The following is a 19,775-nucleotide window of genomic DNA, read 5'->3' as shown; positions in this document are numbered from 1 at the left end:
CCGAACCCGGAAGCTAAGCCCTTCAGCGCCGATGGTACTGCACTCGTGAGGGTGTGGGAGAGTAGGACACCGCCGGACTAAAATTAGATACAGGATGAAGGCCCTTGGGGATCGTGTCGAACACTCAGTGAGTGTTCCACTCCCCAGGGGCCTTCGTCATGTCCAAGTACAGTACTAGCGTGAGTCGCCGCGGAGGCGACGGGAAGTGGGTGCACCGTGGCCGATTCGAACGGCGACCGCCGGCAGCGTGCCGGATTCACCAATCCCGCCGATCGGGCGGACCGAGGCAACGGCGGGGATTCGTCACGTGGCTCCGGGCGGAGCAACGATCGTGGCGCCGGCCGGGGTTCGAACGATGACCGTCGCGGAAGCGGCGAGCGTTCGGGCGGCCAGCGCGGCGGGTACCAGGGCCGGGGCGGTGACTCCCGGGGCGGCGACCGCCGTGACAACCGGAGCGGCGACTCGCGTGGAGGCCGTGACTTCGGTGGCAACCGTGGCGGTGATTCTCGTGGTGGCGATCGTCGTGACAACCGGAGTGGCGATTCGCGCGGTGGCCGTGACTTCGGTGGTGGCCGCAGTGGTGACTCGCGCGGTGGTGAGCGTCGTGAGTTCGGTGGCAACCGTGGTGGAGATTCCCGCGGTGGTGATCGGCGCAGCTTCGGCGCGAACCGTGGCGGTGATTCCCGTGGTGGCGACCGTCGTGAATTCGGTGGCAACCGTGGCGGAGATTCCCGCGGCGGTGACTCCCGCGGCGGACGGAGCTTCGGCGGCGACCGGCGCTCGAGTGGTTCCGGCCCCCGCAACGGCTCGCGTCCCGGTGGACAGGGCGGTCGCCCCGGCGGTGGTTTCCAGCGCGAGGACAAGCGGTCGGAGCGGCCTCGGACCCGCGCCGGCGAGCCGTCGATCCCGAACGACGTCGACCCGAAGGAGCTCGATCCGGCGATCCGCCGCGACATGCTCAGCCTCGACAAGAACAATGCGCAGCTCGTGTCCTCGCACCTCGTGATGGCGGGCCGTCTGCTCGATTCCGATCCGGCGGCGGCGCTGGCACATGCGCGGGCGGCCCGGGAGCGCGCGGGCCGGATCGCCGCGGTGCGTGAGGCCTGCGGCATCGCGGCCTACATGAACGGCGAGTGGTCGGAGGCGCTGAGCGAACTGCGCGCCGCCAAGCGGATGGGCGGAACGCTCAACCTCCTGCCGATGATCGCCGACAGCGAGCGCGGCCTCGGCCGCCCCGAGAAGGCCATCGAGACGGCCCGCGGCGACGAGGCGGCCTCACTCACGGGCGACGACCGGACCGAACTGCGGATCGTCGAGGCCGGCGCGCGGATGGATATGGGCGACTACGACAAGGCCGTGGTGACGCTGCAGGCCGAGGACCTCGATCCGTCCCGGCGCGGCTTCCACGCCGCCCGTCTGTTCTACGCCTACGCTGATGCACTGCTCAACGCAGGCCGTCGCGCCGACGCGCTGACCTGGTTCCTCAACGCGGCGGCGGCCGACGAGGACGAGTTCACCGACGCCGAGGAGCGGGTCGCCGAGCTGTCCGCCGAGGACCTCGACGAGTCCGCCGAGACCGCTGAGAGCTCCGAGACTGCGGACGGCTCCGCTGACCTCGAGGCCGCCGACAGCACCGACGACGCGCGCGAATGACCGGCAGCCTGGTCGCCGCCTACGATCGCCTGCTCGTCGACCTGGACGGCACCGTGTACGCGGGCGCCGTGGCGATCCCCGGCGCCGCGGAGGCGCTCGACGGCCTTCCGGTCACCTACGTGACCAACAATGCCAGCCGCGCACCGTCGGACGTGGCACAGCACCTGCGGGACCTGGGCTTCCAGGCTCCTGACGACGCCGTCGTCACCAGCGCCCAGGCGGGCGCGGGCCTGCTCGCATCCCTCGTGCCCGCCGGCACCACCGTGCTGGTCGTCGGCGCTCCCGCGCTGCGGGCCGAGGTCGAGGCCCGGGGCCTGGTCCCCGTCGAGCTGGCCGAGGACGCGCATGCGGTGATCCAGGGGCACAATCCCGAAACGGGATGGGCACTGCTCTCCGAAGCGGCGTTGGCGATCCGTGCCGGTGCCGTCTGGGTGGCCACCAACACCGACGCCACACTCCCCACCGAGCGCGGACTGCTCGTGGGCAACGGCTCGATGGTCGCCGCGGTCATGAACGCCACCGACCGCGCCCCGCAGGTCGCGGGGAAGCCCGGCACCCGGATCCTCACGGACGTGGTGGAGGCGACCGGCGCGCGGAGTCCGCTCGTCGTCGGCGACCGCCTCGACACCGACATCGAGGGCGGCAATGCGCTCGGCGCCGACACCTACCTCGTGCTCACCGGCGTGAACGACGTGTCGGACGTCGTGCGCGCGCCGGACGTGCACCAGCCCACCTACCTCGCGGCGACCCTCGCGGGGCTCCACGCTCCGCGAGCCGAAGCGGTCCCCGGGCCGCGCGACGGGTGGACCGTCACCGTCGAGGGGGACGATCTGATCCTGACCGGCACACCCGGTGCTGATCCCGCGCAGGCCGCGTACCCCGCGGTCGCCGCGGCGCGGGAACTGTCGGAGGAGCGCCGCGCGGGGCTGCGGCTGGTGATCCGATAGCGTGGTGACCGTGGACGCAGCTGTGTTTCGCGGGGACGAGCCCGCCGACGTGCGCACCGCCGTCGAGGACCTCATGCACCGCGTCGACGAACTCGACGCGGCCCCGGTCGTCGACCCCGGAGCGGTCGCGGGTGTCGGCGAACTCGCGACCCTCGGGCGGCAGGCCGCCCTGTTCGAACAGGCACACCACCTGCTGGTCGACGCCCTGGACACCGTGGATCGGGCCTGACGCGATGGCGCGCAGAGTGCGGCTCGACGCCGAACTGGTCCGCCGCGGCATGGCCCGGTCCCGCGAGCACGCCCGTGAGCTCATCGAGGCCGGGCGGGTCACCGTCAACAAGCAGGTCGCGCGCAAGGCGGCGAACCAGATCGACCCCGCCGACCCGGTCCACGTGACGGCTGTCGCCGGCGAGATCGACTGGGCCTCACGTGGGGCGCACAAACTGTTGGGTGCGCTCGGCGCGTTCCCGGACGTCGTGGTCGAGGGCCGACGGTGCCTCGACGCCGGCGCGTCGACCGGCGGCTTCACCGACGTTCTCCTGCACCGCGGCGCCGAGCGCGTGTACGCGGTCGACGTCGGCTACGGCGAACTCGTCTGGCGCCTCCGGGACGACGCACGCGTCACCGTCCTCGACCGCACCAACGTCCGGTTCCTCGAGCCCGAGCAGGTGGACGGCCCCGTCGACCTCGTGGTGGGCGACCTGTCGTTCATCTCGCTCGGCCTCGTCCTGCCCGCGCTCGCTCGCTGCACCGCCGTCGGAGGCGACCTGCTGCCGATGGTCAAGCCGCAGTTCGAGGTGGGCAAGGGGAACCTGGGAACCGGTGGGGTGGTGCGGGATCCGCAGCTCCGCGCGAGCGCCGTCCGCGGCGTCGCGGAGGCCGCAGCGGCGTCCGGACTGGCCATGCGAGGCGTCACCTTCAGCCCGTTGCCGGGCCCGTCCGGCAACGTCGAATACTTTCTGCACCTGCGGCGCGAGGAGGGCCCCGTCGGCCTCCCTGGCGAAGTGGACGAGATGATCATGACCGCAGTGACGGAGGGACCGCAATGAGCGACCGCACGTTCCTGGTGGTGGTGCACACGCTGCGGCACGACGTGGACCGGACCGTCGACGACATCCGCCGCCGCCTGAGCGCGGCCGGCGTGCACATGAAGCTCGAGAGCGACGTGCAGGAGGCCGCGGACGACGCCGCGGTGGGCTGCGAGGTCGTGGTCGTCCTCGGCGGCGACGGCGGATTCCTCCGCGGCGCGGAGCTCGCCCGCCGCGCGGACGTCCCCATCATCGGCATCAACCTGGGGCACGTCGGCTTCCTCGCCGAGTCCGAACTGGACACGGTGCCGGAGACCATCGACGACCTCGTGCACCGCCGGTACACGGTGCACCCCCGGATGACGCTCGACATCGCGATCCACGACGGCGACGAACTGGTGACGCAGGGCTGGGCGCTGAACGAGGTCTCCGTCGAGAACCGTTCGCGTCAGGGCCTGCTGGAACTGGTCACCGAGGTCGACGGGCGCCCCGTCTCCCGCTTCGCCTGCGACGGGCTGCTCGTCGCGACCCCCACGGGGTCCACTGCCTACGCCTTCTCCGCGGGCGGCCCCGTGATGTGGCCCGACCTCGAGGCCCTGCTGATCGTGCCGAGTAACGCACACGCCCTGTTCGCACGGCCCATGGTCACGAGTCCGAGGTCCACCATCGCGGTCGAGGTCGAGGGCAGCCGGTCCGAGGCGATCGCCTTCTGCGACGGACGGCGCACGCTGGAGGTCCCCGAGCGGGGGCGCATCGAGATCCGGCGTGGCGCGGAGCCGGTGCGGTTCATCAAGCTCGGGGCGGGACCGTTCACGGACCGCCTGGTGACGAAATTCCAACTGCCGATCAGCGGCTGGCGCGGCCGCCGCGACGGCACGGACGGCACGGGGCGTCGCCGCGACGCCGGAATCGGGGGATAGGAACGTGCTCGAGGAGATCCGGATCAACTCGCTCGGCGTCATCGAGCAGGCCGCCGCGGAGTTCGCGTCGGGCCTGACGGTGCTGACCGGCGAGACCGGTGCGGGCAAGACCATGGTGGTCACCAGCCTGCACCTGCTCGCCGGGGCGCGCGCCGACCCCGGCCGTATCCGCGCCGGGGCCGACAAGGCCGTGGTCGAGGGGCGCTTCTCGCTGTCCGGGGCCAGCTCCGCCGGCGCCGTGCGGGAGGTGGTCGACGGTGCGGGGGGCGAGCTCGACGACGACGCCGTGATCGCGGTGCGCAGCGTGGCCGCGGACGGTAGGTCCCGCGCGTATCTCGGCGGCCGGAGCGTCCCGGTCGGCACGCTGTCCGAGTTCGCCGGGCCCCTGCTGACCGTCCACGGCCAGAACGACCAGCTGCGGCTGCTGCGCCCTGAGCGGCAGCGCGACCTGCTCGACGCCTTCGCGGGCGCGCCCGCGGGCAAGGCGCTGCGGAAGTACCAGGCGGTGCGCGAGGAATGGCTCGCCGCGCGCGCCGAGCTCGCCGACCGGACCACCCGGTCCCGGGAGCTCGCGCTGGAGCAGGACCATCTCACCGCGTCGCTCGCCGAGATCGACGGTGTCTCGCCGGTGGCCGGGGAGGACGTGGACACCGTCGAGAAGATCAAGCGGCTGTCCGATCTGGACAGCCTGCGGGAGGCCGCGGACACCTCGTACGCCGCGCTGACGGGCTCCGGGTACGGCGCCGACGGCGAGGGCGCCGGGTCGGTGCTCGATCTGCTCGGCACCGTCCGCGCCGCATTGTCCGGGTCCGACGATGCCGCGCTCCGCGCGCTCGCCGAGCGCGTCGAGGAGGCCGCCACCGTCGCCGGCGACGTGGCCACCGAGCTCGGCGGGTACCTCTCGGACCTGCCCAGCGACCCGTCGGAGCTCGAGTCCCTGCTCCTCCGGCAGTCGGAGCTCAAGACCCTGACCCGCAAATACGCGCCCGACATCGACGGCGTCATCGCCTGGGCCGACGAGGCGCGCGTGCGGCTCGAGGGGATCGACACGTCCGCGGAAGGCCTTGCGGCGCTGCAGGCCCGGGTCACCTCCCTCGAGTCCTCGCTCGCGGAGGCGGCGGTCGCGCTCACCGCGGCGCGCGTCAAGGCCGCGGGATCGCTCGGTAAGAAGGTCACCGGCGAGCTGCGCAAGCTGGCCATGGGCGGCGCGTCGATCACCGTCGACGTGGCACCCGACGCGCTCTCGCCCGAGGCCGAGGGGACCGGCGTCGTGGTCGACGGTGCGCCGCGCCGCGCCGGTGCGCACGGCAGGGACGTCGTCGAGTTCCGGCTCGTCGCGCACGACGGCGCCAATCCGCTGCCGATCGGCAAGTCCGCGTCGGGTGGCGAGCTCTCGCGCGTGATGCTCGCGCTCGAGGTGGTTCTCGCGGCGACCGAGTCGGGGCTCACCATGGTCTTCGACGAGGTCGACGCCGGCGTCGGTGGCAAGGCCGCCGTCGAGATCGGCCGGCGGCTCGCGGCACTCGCGCAGCGGCACCAGGTGATCGTCGTGACCCACCTGCCGCAGGTCGCCGCCTTCGCGGACACCCACCTGACCGTGGGGAAGCAGACGGGCAAGGGGTCCGTCACGTCCACCCTGACCGCGCTGTCGCGCGACGAGCGGATCGCCGAGCTGGCCCGGATGCTCGCCGGCCTCGGCGATTCCGACACCGGCCGCGCCCACGCGGAGGAGTTGCTCGAGGCGGCGGACTCGGACAAGGTCGCGCAGTCGGGGGCACATGCGAGCGCATAGCTAGGAGAATCCGCCGATTTCAGCGTGGCGACGGCATATATCGGGGCCGCGCCGATTTCGGCTGAATCGACGACGGCGGGGCACAGCACCAGTGCGGTGGAAGTTGCTCAAAGTTTCCAGTGTTGTCGGCGCGCCTCCCGTGACTTCTGTGACTCACGGGGCAGTATGTGCGGCATGAAGCTCACTGGCCTGCTGTCCCGCAACACGTCGAACCTGCCCGGCGTCACCGGCACCGCCCGGGTCGACAAGGACACCACGCGTCTGCTCGGCCGGATCGGCCGCGGCGACATCGTGGTGTGCGACGAGCTGGACCTCGACCGCACCACCGCCGACCTCATGGTCGAGGCGGGGGTCGCGGCGGTGGTCAACGCGTCGCCGTTCATCTCCGGGCGCTACCCGAACCTCGGACCCGAGGTGCTGGCGGCCGCCGGGATCGAGCTCGTCGACGACGCCGGCAAGGAGGTGTTCTCCCGCATCAAGGACGGCGCCAAGGTCCGCGTGCACGAGGGCCGCGTCTACGCCGGCGAGCGCGAGCTGGCAGAGGGCGAGGAGCTCACCGACACCGACGTCACCTCGCGGATGCTCGCGGCGCGCTCCGGCGTCGTCGATCACCTCGAGGCCTTCGCCGGCAACACGGTCGAGTTCATCCGGGTCGAGTCGCCGCTGCTCATCGACGGCGTCGGGATCCCCGATGTCGAGGTCAACCTCAGCGACCGCCACGTGCTCGTTGTCTCCGACGGCGCCGACCACGTCGAGGACCTCAAGCGCCTCAAGCCCTTCATCAAGGAGTACGCGCCGGTGCTGATCGGCGTGAACCGCGGCGCCGACGCCCTCGTCAAGGCCGGATACCGGCCGGACCTCATCGTCGGCGACCCCGAGATGATCACCACGAACACGCTGCGTTCCGGCGCGCAGGTCGTGCTGCCCGCCGCGCCCGACGGCCACGCTCCCGGTCTCGAGCGGATCCAGGACCTCGGTATCGGCGCGATGACCTTCCCGGCCACCTGCTCCGCGGCCGACCTCGCGCTGATCATCGCCGACCACCACGGTGCGTCGCTCATCGTCTCCGTCGGCCACTCCGCCTCGCTGGAGGAGTTCTTCGACGCCGGCCGTCGTGAGTCGAACCCGTCGACCTTCCTCACCCGCCTCAAGGTGGGCACCAAGCTCGTGGACGGCAAGGCCGTCGCGACCCTGTACCGCAGCCGCGGGCACGGCGGCGCGATCGCCCTGTTCATCCTCGCGGCGCTGGTCGCCGTGGTCGTCGCGGTGCTGGTCTCCAACCAGGGCCACGACCTGCTGCAGTGGGGCATCGACCAGTGGAACCGTTTCGCGCTCTGGGTCCAGGGCCAGTTCCGGGCCCTCTAGGTGCCCGGCCCGTCGCGCCGACTCCGTTCGCCCGGCGCTCGCCGCCCGGCCCTGGTCTGGGCGGCGGTGCTACTGGCCTTCGCCGTCGGTGTCGCGCTGGGCGGGGGAGTCCTCGCCCGGTTCACCACCGACGGTGACCTCAAGGACCTGCGCGCGCAGGTCGCCCAGCTCGAGCAGCGCAGCGCCGCACTCACCGATCGCGCGCGCGCGGCCGACGCCTTCGCGGACGCCGCGGCACCGTCGACCCTGGGGCGTGGGCTGAACGGCGTCCCGGTGCTGCTCGTGACCGCACCCGCGGCCGAAGCCGGGGATCTCGCGCAGGTCACCCGCCGGATCACGCAGGCGGGGGGCAGCGTCGCCGGCACGCTGACGCTGACCGCCGATCTCTACGCCGAGGACAAGGCCGAGCGCCTCCGGGGGGTCGTCGATAACGCGGCCCCGAACGGCGTCACCGTCGACGCCTCCCTCGTGGACCCCCGCGCCCGCGCCGGCGACCTGCTGGGCGCCGTGCTGCTGTCGCAGGGGAGCGTCCGGCCCCCGTCGAACGGGCGGGCCGACGCGCTGGCCGCCCTCAAGCAGGCGGGCTTCATCGATTTCGCGGGCCCGACGGTGCCCGGCGCGCGCGCCGTGGTGATCGTCACGGGCGGAGCGGTTCCCGGCGAACGAGCGGGCGAGGGGCAGGGGATCGGCCGCCTCGCGGCGGCGCTGTCGCGGCACGGCGACGGTGCCGTTCTCGCGGGCCGGACCGGATCGTCGCAGGGCAGCGGCCCCGTGGTCGTCGTGCGACAGGACAAGGAGCTCTCCGCGCGGCTCGCCACCGTCGACGATGCCGACACCGTCGTGGGGCAGGTGTCGACGGTGCTCGCCCTCGTGCAGGCGACGCGCGGCGATGTCCGCGCCTACGGATCGGGTGTTCGCTGACGGCAGGTGATAGATTGGAGTCCCGTAGATGAAGCAGGTTTGTCCGCTCGAATACGGGAGTCTCGTTGCCCTCTCCTCGCGTTGGCGCGCGTGTCGCCACCAAGCACATTTTCGTCTCCGGGGGCGTCGCGTCCTCGCTGGGTAAGGGCCTGACGGCCTCCAGTCTGGGACAGCTCCTCACCGCACGTGGTCTGCGCGTGACCATGCAGAAGCTCGATCCGTACCTCAACGTGGATCCGGGCACCATGAACCCGTTCCAGCACGGCGAGGTCTTCGTCACCGAGGACGGCGCCGAGACCGACCTCGACGTCGGCCACTACGAGCGGTTCCTCGACCGGAACCTCTCGGGCATCGCCAACGTCACCACGGGCCAGGTGTACTCGACGGTCATCGCCAAGGAGCGCCGCGGCGAATACCTGGGCGACACGGTGCAGGTCATCCCGCACATCACCGATGAGATCAAGGCCCGCATCCTCGCGATGCAGGCGCCCGACTCCGAGGGCATCGTCCCGGACGTCGTGATCACCGAGATCGGCGGCACCGTCGGCGACATCGAGTCGCAGCCCTTCCTCGAGGCCGCCCGCCAGGTGCGCCACGACGTGGGCCGCGACAACGTCTTCTTCCTGCACGTCTCGCTGGTGCCGTACCTCGCCGCGTCCGGCGAGCTCAAGACCAAGCCCACGCAGCACTCCGTCGCCGCGCTGCGCAGCATCGGCATCACGCCCGACGCGCTGATCCTGCGCTGCGACCGCGACGTGCCCGAGGGCCAGCGCAACAAGATCGCGCTGATGTGCGACGTCGACATCGACGGTGTCATCTCCTGCCCCGACGCGGGCTCGATCTACGACGTGCCGAAGGTGTTGCACCGCAACCAGCTCGACGCCTACGTCGTGCGGAAGCTGGGCCTGCCCTTCCGTGATGTGGACTGGACCGTGTGGGGCGACCTGCTCAAGCGCGTCCACGAGCCGCGGGAGACCGTGAACATCGCGCTGGTCGGCAAGTACATCGACCTGCCGGACGCGTACCTGTCGGTGACGGAGGCGCTGCGCGCCGGCGGCTTCGCCAACTGGGCCAAGGTCCAGATCTCGTGGGTCCCCTCCGACGACTGCGAGACCGACGCCGGCGCGTCGGCTGCCCTGCGCGACATGGACGGCATCCTCATCCCCGGCGGCTTCGGCATCCGCGGCATCGAGGGCAAGCTCGGCGCGATCCGCTACGCCCGCAAGCGCGGCGTGCCGCTGCTCGGCCTGTGCCTCGGCCTGCAGTGCATCGTCATCGAGGCCGCCCGGTCGGTGGGCCTCGACGGTGCCAGCTCCACCGAGTTCGACGACGACACGCAGTACCCGGTCATCTCGACGATGGCAGACCAGGAGCAGGCCGTCGCCGGCGAGGCGGACCTCGGCGGCACCATGCGGCTCGGTGCCTACCCGGCCTCGCTCGAGCGCGGCTCGATCGTGGCTCAGGCATACGGTTCGACCGAGGTCTCGGAGCGGCACCGGCACCGCTTCGAGGTCAACAACGCCTACCGGGACAAGGTCGCCGAGTCGGGCCTGACGTTCTCGGGCGTCTCGCCCGACGGGCACCTCGTCGAGTTCGTCGAATACCCCAAGGACGTGCACCCGTTCCTCGTGGGCACGCAGGCGCATCCGGAGCTGAAGTCGCGTCCGACCAGGCCGCACCCGCTGTTCGCGGCCTTCGTCGGTGCGGCGCTGAAGTACCGGTCCGAGCTCGAACTGCCGGTCGGCGTCCGCGCCGCCGCGGAAGAGGTACCGTCGAAGGATGACAGTTCCGACGGCCGAGCAGATGACTGAGCAGCTCGAATCGCTCGGTACCGGGCAGGCGCACGACTTCCGGGCGCTCAGCAGCGACACCGTCTACGAGGGGCCGATCTTCGCGGTCCGTCGGGACGAGGTGACGATGCCGGGCGGGGGCACGGCCATGCGTGACGTCGTCGAGCACGACGGTGCCGTGGCGGTCGTCGCGATGAACGACGACGGCGCGATCGCCATGGTGAACCAGTACCGCCACCCGATGGGGCGGCGGCTGCTGGAGATCCCCGCAGGCCTGCTCGATCACACGGGCGAGGAGGAGCCGGTGTGCGCCGCGCAGCGCGAGCTCGCGGAGGAGACGGGACTCGGCGCGCGCGACTGGCACGTCCTCGTCGACCTGGCCCCGTCGCCCGGCTTCACCGACGAGATGGTGCGCGTCTACTTGGCCACGGACCTGCGGTACTGCGAGATGGCCGAGCAGGAGGACGAGGAGCTCGACATGACGGTCGAGTGGATCGCCATGCCCGACGCCGTTCGGATGGTGCTCTCCGGCGAGATCGTCAACTCCACGTCGGTGAGTGCGATCCTGGCCGCCACCATGGTCACCGACGACGACACGCCGCTGCGCTGCTCCGACGCTCCCTGGCCCGGGCGTCCGACGGCCCTCGCCGCCCGCAAGGGCCGGCCCGTGGAGGGCGGGGCGTAGGGGTGGCGGACGCGCGGCTCGCCGGTCCACTCGATGACCAGCTGCGCGCGTACGTCGACCATCTCACGGTCGAACGCGGTGCCGCCGCGAACACGCTCAGCAGCTACCGCCGGGATCTCGCGCGGTACCGCGAGTACCTGAGCGGCTTGTCCGTGGGGGATCTCGGGGAGGTGACCGAGGCACAGGTCAGCGGGTTCCTCGTGGCGCTGCGCACCGGTTCCGAGGACCATCCGCCGCTGGCCGCGAGCTCGGCCGCCCGGTCGCTCATCGCCGTGCGAGGGCTGCACCGATTCGCGGCGGCGGAGGGATTCTGTCCTGCTGACGTGGCGCGGGAAGTCCGGCCGCCCGCGCCCGCGAAGCGGCTGCCCAAGGCGCTCCCGGTGGAGCAGGTGATCGCGCTACTCGAAGCCGCGGGCGGAGACGCCGAGTCCGATACGCCGTCGCGGTTACGGGATCGGGCGATGCTGGAGCTGCTGTACTCGTGCGGGGCGCGGATCTCCGAGGTCACGGCTCTGGACGTCGACGACATCGACGCGGAGTCCCGGTCCGTGGTGCTGCTCGGCAAGGGCGGAAAGCAGCGGGTGGTGCCGATCGGCCGGCCTGCCCTCGCGGCGCTGGACGCGTACCTGGTCCGGGGGCGGCCGTCGCTGGTGAAGCGGTCGAATCCGGCGCTCTTCCTCAACGTGCGGGGCGGGCGCCTGTCGCGGCAGTCGGCGTGGCAGGTGTTGGCCGCGGCCGCTGAGCGGGCGGGCATCGACACAACGACCACGCACGTCTCCCCGCACACGCTGCGCCACTCGTTCGCGACGCATCTGCTCGAAGGCGGCGCCGATGTGCGCGTGGTGCAGGAGCTTTTGGGCCACGCCTCGGTGACGACGACACAGGTGTACACGCTGGTGACGGTGCAGGCGCTGCGCGAGGTGTACGCGTCCGCACATCCGCGGGCGCTCGGCTGAACGCCGGTGCGGCTCGGGGCGGGTGCGGGCCGGCGGGTGCGAGGCGGGATCGGTCGCGGAGTGATGCGCCCGACGCATACCCTCTGACCTGCATCGATGCGTTGGGGGTTATGCGTTGATGGCATACCCGACGGTGGCGTTCAACGTTCGCGCACTGTTCGAGCAGCTGAGCGGGCGGGCAGAACGGGTGCGAGAACCCATCCGCACCCGTTGCGCGCGGCCGCACCCGGCACGCCGGGTGCGACTGGGCATTCCGGGTGCGGGAAGCCATCCGCACCCGTTGTGCGCGGCTTCGCAGCCCGGCTGCGGCGCACCGTCGAACCCGGGGAACGGGACGTTCGACCCGGCCGGACGGACGCAGCTGTGACAGTGACCCGCGTGCCGATGCGGCATCTGTTTCGGGCAGCGCACTAGGGTGGTGGGGAAGCAAGAAGGAGGTGGGCCAGTGGCGTCAGCGCCGGACGCGGAGAACCCGGGCCTGGACCTGGGTGAGCTGGAGCATCACCACGCACTGAAGCTCACGGCCGAGGAGGGGCTGGACGCCACCGGTCGGCCCAGCGTCGAATTTCCGGAGCCCACGCCCAAGGCCACGCACGGCCCCGCGCGCGTCATCGCGGTGTGCAACCAGAAGGGTGGCGTCGGCAAGACCACGACCACGATCAACCTCGGCGCCTCGCTGGCCTCCTACGGGCGACGGGTACTGCTCGTCGACCTCGACCCGCAGGGGGCGTTGTCCGCGGGGCTCGGCGTCGCGCACCACGAGCTCGAGCTCACGGTGCACAACCTGCTCATGGAGTCGCGCGTCTCCGCCGACGACGTGCTGCTGCGCACCCGGGTCGACGGGCTCGATCTGCTCCCGTCGAACATCGACCTGTCGGCGGCGGAGATCCAGCTGGTCAACGAGGTAGGACGCGAGCAGACCCTGGGGCGCGCGCTGTACCCCGTGCTGGACCGCTACGACTACATCCTCATCGACTGCCAGCCCTCGCTGGGCCTCCTCACGGTGAACGCCCTGGCCTGCGCGAACCAGGTGCTCATCCCGATGGAGTGCGAGTACTTCGCGCTGCGCGGCCTCGCGCTGCTCACCGACACGGTGGACAAGGTCAAGGATCGTCTCAATCCGCGGCTCGACCTCGCGGGGATCGTGGTGACGATGTTCGACGCCCGGACCCTGCACTCGCGCGATGTGATGGCCCGCGTCGTCGAGGTGTTCGGCGACGCCGTCTACCACTCGGTGATCTCGCGCACGGTCCGCTTCCCGGAGACCTCCGTCGCGGGGGAGCCGATCACGTCCTGGGCGCCGAAGTCGTCCGGCGCCAACGCCTACCGCGCCCTCGCGCGCGAGGTGATCGCGCAGGAGAAGTGAGCCCCACCGACACGCACCCGCTCGACGCGGAGCCGATCGAGGCCGCCGTGGAACCGGTCGCGCCCGACGACCCCGGACCCGGTCCCGACGGCGCGCCCCCCGTAGGCGGGCAGGTCGGGGAGCCGGAGGCACCGTCGGGCTTCACGGTGAAGCTCGCGAACTTCGAGGGACCGTTCGACCTGCTGCTGCAGCTGATCGGCGGGCATCGCCTGGACGTCACCGAGGTGGCGCTGCACGTGGTCACGGACGAGTTCATCGCGTACACCAAGCAGCTCGGTGCGCAGGCGGATCTGGACCAGACCACGGAGTTCCTCGTCGTCGCGGCGACGCTGCTCGACCTGAAGGCCGCGCGATTACTGCCTGCGGGCGAGGTCGAGGACGCGGAGGACCTCGCCCTCCTCGAGGCCCGCGACCTGCTGTTCGCGCGGCTGCTGCAGTACCGCGCCTACAAGCAGGTCGCCGAGCTGATGGCCCAGCTGGAGGCGAAGGCGAACCGTCGGTACCCCCGGGCCGTGGGCCTCGAGCCCCGGTTCGAGGAGCTCGTGCCGCCCGTCCGGCTGGGCGTCACCCCGGAGCAGTTCGCCCTGGTCGCGGCGTCGGCGTTCACGCCCAAGGTGAAGCCGACGGTGGGCCTCGGGCACCTGCACGTGCCGAAGGTGTCGGTCCCCGAGCAGGCCAAGCTCATCGCGGCGCGGCTGCGGGAACGACCGGACCACTGGTCGGGCTTCGCGGAGCTCGTCGCCGACTGCGACTCGGACATCGCCGTCATCGCCCGGTTCCTCGCGCTGCTCGAGCTGTACCGAGAGCGGGCGGTGCTGTTCGACCAGCCCGAGGCCCTCGGCGACCTCAAGGTCCGCTGGTCCGGCGAGAACGATGGCACGGTGGTGGGCGGGACCCGCGACGAGTACGACGACATCCCCGCGGAGGAGGACGAATGAGCGAGCAGGCGGAGGATTTCGCCCTGGCCCTGGGCATGGAGCCCGATGAGTTGCGATCGGCGCTCGAAGCGCTCCTGCTGGTGGTGGACGCGCCGGCGACCGCGGAACAGCTGGGTGCCGCCCTGGAGGAGCCGGAGGAGCGGATCACCGCCGACCTACGCGTGTGGGCCGGCGAGCTCGCCGAGCGCCGTTCCGGGATGGAACTGCGCGAGTCCGCCGAGGGGTGGCGCCTCTACAGCCGGGCGGAGTACGCGCCCTACGTCGAGCGCCTGCTGCTCGACGGGGTGCGGTCCAAGCTCACCCGCGCCGCGCTCGAGACCCTCGCGGTGATCGCCTACAAACAGCCCGTGACCCGCTCGCAGGTCGGCGCGGTGCGCGGCGTCAACGTCGACGGCGTCATGCGCACGCTCGCGGCCCGCGGCCTCATCGCCGAGGCCGGGGCGATCGCCGGCGCCACCACCTACGCGACGACCGAGATGTTCCTCGAGCGGCTCGGCCTGGCCTCCCTCGACGAGCTGCCCCCGCTCGCGCCGCTGCTCCCCGAGGTCGATGTGATCGAGGACCTCAGCGCCCACCTCGATGAGGAGCCTCGCTTCGCCAAGCTCGGCCGCGCCCGTGCCGCGGACATTGGCTTCGACCCCGACGCCTGACCCAGCACCGTACTTCTACGCGGAAACCGCAACAACCTCGTGTGTGTTCGTCCCGGTTTCCGGGTACAGGTGCAGTTCCGGGGTCGACGGTGCCGGGCCCGCCCAGCCGCGTCTGCGGAGTTGCGCGCGAGCTGCGCCACGAACGCCGCCCGCGCCGGCGCGCTCGTCAGCATGGTGGCGCTGACCAGGATCAGGATCCAGCCCTGGTCGGTGATCCGGTTCCAGCGCGCAATGTCGCGTTTGTGCTGGTCCGAGGCGCGGTGGTAGTCGCCCTCGTACTCGATCGCGATCCGATGCTCGGCGGATCCGAGGTCGGTGTGGATCGAAGTCCCGGGTACCGGGCACTGCGGCGCGAACATCACGAGGCCCGACCGGTGCACGATGAGGCGGGTGAACGTCTCCCACGGTGACTGTGCGCCGGGCACGACCTCGGCGAGCGCACGCCGCACCGCCGCGGCGTTGTGCAGGCCCGGGTGGTCACGGATGTACGCCCGGATCTCGGCCACCGTGGTCGCCGCGATACCGAACTCGTTCGGGCGGATGCACTGTTCGATCGCCGCGATCGCCTGATCGCGGTATTCGTGCCTGCCGAGGTCGAACGCGGTGCGCACCGCGGAGGTGGCGCGCCTGCCCAGCAGAAGGTGCACATCGTCGGTGGGCAGCGCTCCGGTGCGGATGATCACGCCGCTGCGGCTCCGCTGTCTCGGTAGCCACAGCTCGGGCGGCTGGCCCCCGGCGTATTCGATCCCGTGCAGGCCCGCCGCGGTCCATCCCGTGAACACCGCCTCCGGATACACGAGTTCGAGCGCATCGAGTCGATCGCGCAGGCATACCTCGTCTGCGCCCGACTGGCGGACGCCATGAATGACCTGCGTGAACAGCCGTCGCGCGCAGTACTCCGACTGCTCCTGCAGGAGCTCCCGCGTTCTTCTCTGCATACTCATTGGACGCACCAGCGGTCCGGTCGGATCCCCGGCGCCGACTTGTACGCGAAGACCGTGGCCGAGTCCAGCGTGGATGTCGCGGTTTTCGGGTACTAGTAGGGCGCGGTTAGGGTCTGGGCATGCCTGACATGTCCGTGGTGCTCAAGGAGGCGTTCCCCCTCGGTTCCCTCGGCCCGACGGTGCGCCGCTGGTGGCCGCTCGTCCTCACCGCGCTCGTGGCCGTGTTCACCGTCTGGGCGGCGACGGTGCCGTGGTTCGGGCTCACCGTCGGCCGGGTGGGTGTGCCGGTCGGCTTCACGGGCACCGGACGGACCGTGGGCACCGGCGACCACGGCATCGGCGCGAGTACCGACGGCGTGATTCCGTGGGGATACGCCACGGCCGGGCTCGCTGTGGTCGCGCTGATCCCGGTGGTCGTCGCGTCGGTGCGGCCGACCTTCGCCGCCCGCGGCCGCGCGATCGCGAGCGGCCTGTTCGGGCTCGCCGCTGTGCTGTCGATCCTGCTGTGGATCTTCCCCTCGATGATGACGAGCGGTCTCGACGACCTGACCGGCGGGAAGGAGGGTGGCGACCCGCTGTTCTTCCCACCGAGGGCCGGCCTGGTGTGGACCATCGTGCTCACCTCCGTGGCTGCGACGGTGCTGTTCATGGGGCGCCGCAACCGCCCGCTGAGCGAGGCGCGCGCCGCGCCGCGCTGACGAATACCGATTTCGGCCGCGACCTGCGATCATGGAGGGATCATGAACAGACCCGCTCGCCGTGATGGCACACCGGACAGAAACCGATCCAGCGCACCGAAACAGGGTGCCAGGAAGCCCCAGAAGCAGGCCGGCCGCCAGGGTGGCGTCCCCCGCCTTTCCAACGCGAAACCCGCACGCACGCAGAACGTCCCCGTGCCCGACCCGGAGGGCTACGCACCGTCGGACCACGGGACCGCGCCCGCGGCCCCGGGTGAGCAGATCCGGCTGCAGAAGGTGCTCGCGCAGGCCGGCGTCGCGTCGCGGCGCGTGGCCGAGGACATGATCGCCGACGGCCGCGTCGAGGTCGACGGCGAGATCGTCGTCGAGCAGGGGCGTCGAGTCGACCCGAACGTCGCGGTGGTCCGTGTCGACGGGGTGCGCGTGCTGGTGAACGAGAACCTCGTGCACCTCGTGCTCAACAAGCCCCGCGGCTGGCAGTCGACGATGAGCGACGACATGGGCCGACCCTGTGTGGGCGACATCGTCGCCGAGCGCGTCGCCGCCGGGCAGCGACTGTTCCACGTCGGCCGGCTCGACGCCGACACGGAGGGCCTGCTGCTGGTCACCAACGACGGAGAGCTGGCGCACCGCCTCATGCACCCGTCGTACGAGGTGCCGAAGACCTATCTCGCGTGGGTGCACGGCGAGGTGCCGCGCAGCCTCGGGAACAAGCTGCGCAGCGGCATCGAGCTCGAGGACGGCCCCGTGAAGGCGGACAAGTTCTCGGTGCTCGAGGCGTCCGAGGGCCGGTCGATGGTGCGCATCGTGCTGCACGAGGGCCGCAAGCACATCGTCCGGCGGCTTCTCGCGGAGGTGGGGCACCCGGTCGAGCGGCTCGTCCGCACGCACGTGGGGTCGGTCGCGCTCGGCGACCAGCGCCCGGGTTCGCTGCGCGTACTCGGCCGCGACGACGTGGGCGCGCTCTACAAGGCGGTGGGACTGTGACGCTCGTGATCGCCATGGACGGCCCGTCCGGGACGGGTAAGTCGACGGTGGCCCGCCGCATCGCCGAGAACCTCGGTGCGCGGTACCTGGACACCGGCGCTATGTACCGCGCCGCGACCGTATGGGCCCTGGACCAGGAGCTCGATCTGGCGGATCCGGCGGCCATCGCCGCCGGCACCGCCGACCTGCCCCTCGCGATGGGCTGCGACCCGCTGTCCGAGCAGGTCGAGCTCGACGAGATCTCGGTGACCCGCCGGATCCGTGAGGACGACGTGACCGCGGCGGTGTCCGCCGTCTCCGCCGTCCCCGAGGTGCGGGAGCAGCTGGTGGACTATCAGCGCGCGATCGCGGCCGACGACGAGACGCCGATCGTGGTGGAGGGCCGGGACATCGGCACCGTCGTCTTCCCCGACGCGCCGGTCAAGATCTACCTGACCGCGTCCGCGGAGGCGCGTGCGCAGCGCCGCCACGCGCAGAACCTGGAGCTGGGCCTGCCCAGTGACTACGAGGCGGTGCTCGCCTCGGTGCAGCGCCGCGACGGTCTGGACTCGACGCGGAAGGTCTCGCCCCTGCGGCCGGCCGACGACGCGATCGAGTTGGACTCGTCCGACATGAACCTGGAGGAGACCGTCGCCGCGGTGGCCGAGTTGGCCGAGCGCGCGCTCTCGTCCCGCAATGAGGAGGTCACGCGATGAGTGACAACGAGTTCGACTACGCCGGTTCCGATGCTGCGGACGGCACCTGGGACGACGAGGGCGACTTCGCCGACTACGAGGGTGATTTCGCCGATCTCGAGGCGGAGGCCGCCGAGGCCGCGGCGAAGCTGCCGACGGTCGCGATCGTGGGCCGCCCGAACGTCGGCAAGTCGACGCTGGTGAACCGGATCCTGGGCCGCCGCGAGGCGGTCGTCGAGGACATCCCCGGCGTGACCCGCGACCGGATCAGCTACGAGGCCAACTGGGCCGGCCGCCGGTTCCTGGTGCAGGACACCGGCGGGTGGGAGCCCGACGCCAAGGGGATGCAGCAGTCGATCGCCCAGCAGGCCGAGGTCGCCATGCGCACCGCCGACGCGGTCGTCGTGGTGGTGGACGCCACCGTCGGCGCCACGGCGACCGACGAGGCCGTCGCCCGCGTGCTGCGCCGCTCGAAGACGCCGGTCATCCTCGCCGCGAACAAGGTCGACGATCAGCGCACCGAGGCCGAGGCCGCGTCCCTGTGGTCGCTGGGGCTCGGTGAGCCGCACACGATCTCCGCGGCGCACGGCCGCGGCACGGGTGACCTGCTCGACGTGATCCTGGAGGCCCTGCCCGAGACGCCCCGCGAGGGCACCGGCGGCACCGGACCGCGCCGCATCGCGTTGATCGGCAAGCCGAACGTGGGCAAGAGCTCGCTGCTCAACAAGCTCACGGGCGAGAACCGTTCGGTCGTCGACAACGTCGCGGGCACCACCGTCGACCCCGTGGACTCGCTCGTCGAGCTCGGCGGCAAGACCTGGAAGTTCATCGACACCGCCGGCCTGCGCAAGAAGGTCAACCAGGCCAGCGGCCACGAGTTCTACGCGTCGCTGCGCACGAAGGGTGCGATCGAAGCCGCCGAGGTCGCGATCGTGCTCATCGACGCCTCGCAGCCGATCACCGAGCAGGACCTGCGGGTGCTGTCGATGGTGATCGAGTCCGGCCGCGCGCTGGTGATCGCCTACAACAAGTGGGATCTCGTCGACGAGGACCGGCGCTACCAGCTGGAGAAGGAGATCGACCGGGAGCTCGTGCAGATCCCGTGGGCGCTGCGCGTGAACATCTCCGCGCAGACCGGCCGCGCTCTGCAGAAGCTGGTCCCGGCGATCGAGACCTCGCTGGAGTCGTGGGACAAGCGCATCCCGACGGGCCGCCTGAACAACTGGCTGCGCGAGGTCATGGCCGCGACCCCGCCGCCCCTGCGCGGCGGCAAGCTGCCGAAGGTGCTGTTCGCCACGCAGGCCGCCACCCGCCCGCCGACCTTCGTGCTGTTCAGCTCGGGCTTCCTCGAGGCGGGCTACCGGCGCTTCCTGGAGCGGAAGCTGCGGGAGGAGTTCGGATTCGAGGGTTCGCCCGTGCGAGTGAACGTCCGGGTCCGCGAGAAGCGCGCGCGGAAGTAGC

The 19,775-nt window shown here is 71.5% G+C and carries 20 protein-coding genes; 19 read left to right on the top strand and 1 reads right to left on the bottom strand.

Going from position 1 to position 19,775, the window contains the following annotated elements; genetic code table 11:
- Window positions 1-303: 303 nt before the first annotated feature.
- Entirely contained in the window at window positions 304-999 is a 696-nt protein-coding gene (locus tag ABZX10_RS20910) for a hypothetical protein (protein WP_355544537.1), read from the bottom strand.
- On the opposite strand from ABZX10_RS20910, the gene ABZX10_RS20905 reads away from it, so the two are divergent.
- The 19 genes from ABZX10_RS20905 (at window position 988) to der (ending at window position 19,774) form a co-directional block, all read left to right on the top strand.
- Window positions 988-1,653 carry a hypothetical protein gene (locus tag ABZX10_RS20905; RefSeq protein ID WP_355544534.1) on the top strand — a complete coding sequence of 222 codons (666 nt, stop codon included), beginning with the start codon at window positions 988-990 and terminating at the stop codon, window positions 1,651-1,653. The genes ABZX10_RS20910 and ABZX10_RS20905 overlap by 12 nt on opposite strands.
- Window positions 1,650-2,600 (top strand): HAD-IIA family hydrolase, encoded by a 951-nt coding sequence (locus tag ABZX10_RS20900; RefSeq protein ID WP_355544531.1) that lies wholly within the window; start codon window positions 1,650-1,652, stop codon window positions 2,598-2,600. Before ABZX10_RS20905 ends, ABZX10_RS20900 begins: the two co-directional genes overlap by 4 nt.
- Window positions 2,601-2,610: 10 nt before the next feature.
- Complete coding sequence (locus ABZX10_RS20895) at window positions 2,611-2,829, top strand: hypothetical protein (protein ID WP_355544526.1); 219 nt, start codon at window positions 2,611-2,613, stop codon at window positions 2,827-2,829.
- Between the two features lie 4 nt (window positions 2,830-2,833).
- Window positions 2,834-3,649: a TlyA family RNA methyltransferase gene (locus ABZX10_RS20890; protein ID WP_355544523.1), complete on the top strand. Its 816-nt coding sequence runs from the start codon at window positions 2,834-2,836 to the stop codon at window positions 3,647-3,649.
- Window positions 3,646-4,548: an NAD kinase gene (locus ABZX10_RS20885; RefSeq protein WP_355544520.1), complete on the top strand. Its 903-nt coding sequence runs from the start codon at window positions 3,646-3,648 to the stop codon at window positions 4,546-4,548. Before ABZX10_RS20890 ends, ABZX10_RS20885 begins: the two co-directional genes overlap by 4 nt.
- A gap of 4 nt (window positions 4,549-4,552) precedes the next feature.
- A complete protein-coding gene (gene recN / locus ABZX10_RS20880) occupies window positions 4,553-6,340 on the top strand; it encodes a DNA repair protein RecN (RefSeq protein ID WP_355544517.1) in 1,788 nt (595 codons plus the stop codon).
- Window positions 6,341-6,514: 174 nt separating this feature from the next.
- Entirely contained in the window at window positions 6,515-7,705 is a 1,191-nt protein-coding gene (gene steA / locus ABZX10_RS20875; protein ID WP_355544514.1) for a putative cytokinetic ring protein SteA, read from the top strand.
- The gene (locus tag ABZX10_RS20870; protein WP_355544511.1) at window positions 7,706-8,626 is read left to right on the top strand and encodes a copper transporter; all 921 of its coding nucleotides are present in this window, start codon (window positions 7,706-7,708) and stop codon (window positions 8,624-8,626) included.
- A gap of 65 nt (window positions 8,627-8,691) precedes the next feature.
- Window positions 8,692-10,437 (top strand): CTP synthase, encoded by a 1,746-nt coding sequence (locus ABZX10_RS20865; protein ID WP_355544508.1) that lies wholly within the window; start codon window positions 8,692-8,694, stop codon window positions 10,435-10,437.
- Window positions 10,430-11,101 carry an NUDIX hydrolase gene (locus ABZX10_RS20860; protein WP_355544551.1) on the top strand — a complete coding sequence of 224 codons (672 nt, stop codon included), beginning with the start codon at window positions 10,430-10,432 and terminating at the stop codon, window positions 11,099-11,101. The genes ABZX10_RS20865 and ABZX10_RS20860 overlap by 8 nt, the downstream gene beginning before the upstream one ends.
- Window positions 11,102-11,103: 2 nt before the next feature.
- The gene (gene xerD / locus ABZX10_RS20855) at window positions 11,104-12,057 is read left to right on the top strand and encodes a site-specific tyrosine recombinase XerD (protein WP_355544505.1); all 954 of its coding nucleotides are present in this window, start codon (window positions 11,104-11,106) and stop codon (window positions 12,055-12,057) included.
- Window positions 12,058-12,541: 484 nt separating this feature from the next.
- On the top strand, window positions 12,542-13,423 hold the full coding sequence (locus ABZX10_RS20850) for a ParA family protein (protein ID WP_355544548.1): 882 nt from the start codon (window positions 12,542-12,544) through the stop codon (window positions 13,421-13,423).
- A complete protein-coding gene (locus tag ABZX10_RS20845) occupies window positions 13,420-14,361 on the top strand; it encodes a segregation/condensation protein A (protein WP_355544502.1) in 942 nt (313 codons plus the stop codon). The genes ABZX10_RS20850 and ABZX10_RS20845 overlap by 4 nt, the downstream gene beginning before the upstream one ends.
- Window positions 14,358-15,011: an SMC-Scp complex subunit ScpB gene (gene scpB / locus ABZX10_RS20840; protein WP_355544499.1), complete on the top strand. Its 654-nt coding sequence runs from the start codon at window positions 14,358-14,360 to the stop codon at window positions 15,009-15,011. Before ABZX10_RS20845 ends, scpB begins: the two co-directional genes overlap by 4 nt.
- A gap of 390 nt (window positions 15,012-15,401) precedes the next feature.
- Window positions 15,402-15,581, top strand: a complete 180-nt coding sequence (locus tag ABZX10_RS20835) for a hypothetical protein (protein ID WP_355544496.1) — start codon at window positions 15,402-15,404, stop codon at window positions 15,579-15,581.
- A 493-nt stretch (window positions 15,582-16,074) separates the two neighbouring features.
- Entirely contained in the window at window positions 16,075-16,653 is a 579-nt protein-coding gene (locus ABZX10_RS20830; RefSeq protein ID WP_355544493.1) for a hypothetical protein, read from the top strand.
- A gap of 42 nt (window positions 16,654-16,695) precedes the next feature.
- Window positions 16,696-17,640 carry a pseudouridine synthase gene (locus tag ABZX10_RS20825; protein ID WP_355544490.1) on the top strand — a complete coding sequence of 315 codons (945 nt, stop codon included), beginning with the start codon at window positions 16,696-16,698 and terminating at the stop codon, window positions 17,638-17,640.
- Window positions 17,641-17,654: 14 nt separating this feature from the next.
- Window positions 17,655-18,335: a (d)CMP kinase gene (gene cmk, locus ABZX10_RS20820; RefSeq protein WP_355544545.1), complete on the top strand. Its 681-nt coding sequence runs from the start codon at window positions 17,655-17,657 to the stop codon at window positions 18,333-18,335.
- Complete coding sequence (gene der / locus ABZX10_RS20815; protein ID WP_355544487.1) at window positions 18,332-19,774, top strand: ribosome biogenesis GTPase Der; 1,443 nt, start codon at window positions 18,332-18,334, stop codon at window positions 19,772-19,774. The genes cmk and der overlap by 4 nt, the downstream gene beginning before the upstream one ends.
- Window position 19,775: the final 1 nt, after the last annotated feature.

Origin of the sequence: Tsukamurella sp. NPDC003166, assembly GCF_040611135.1 — a bacterium.
Classification (GTDB): domain Bacteria; phylum Actinomycetota; class Actinomycetes; order Mycobacteriales; family Mycobacteriaceae; genus Tsukamurella.
Note: the sequence above shows the minus strand (reverse complement) of the source record. Positions and strands in the feature narration are given on the sequence as shown.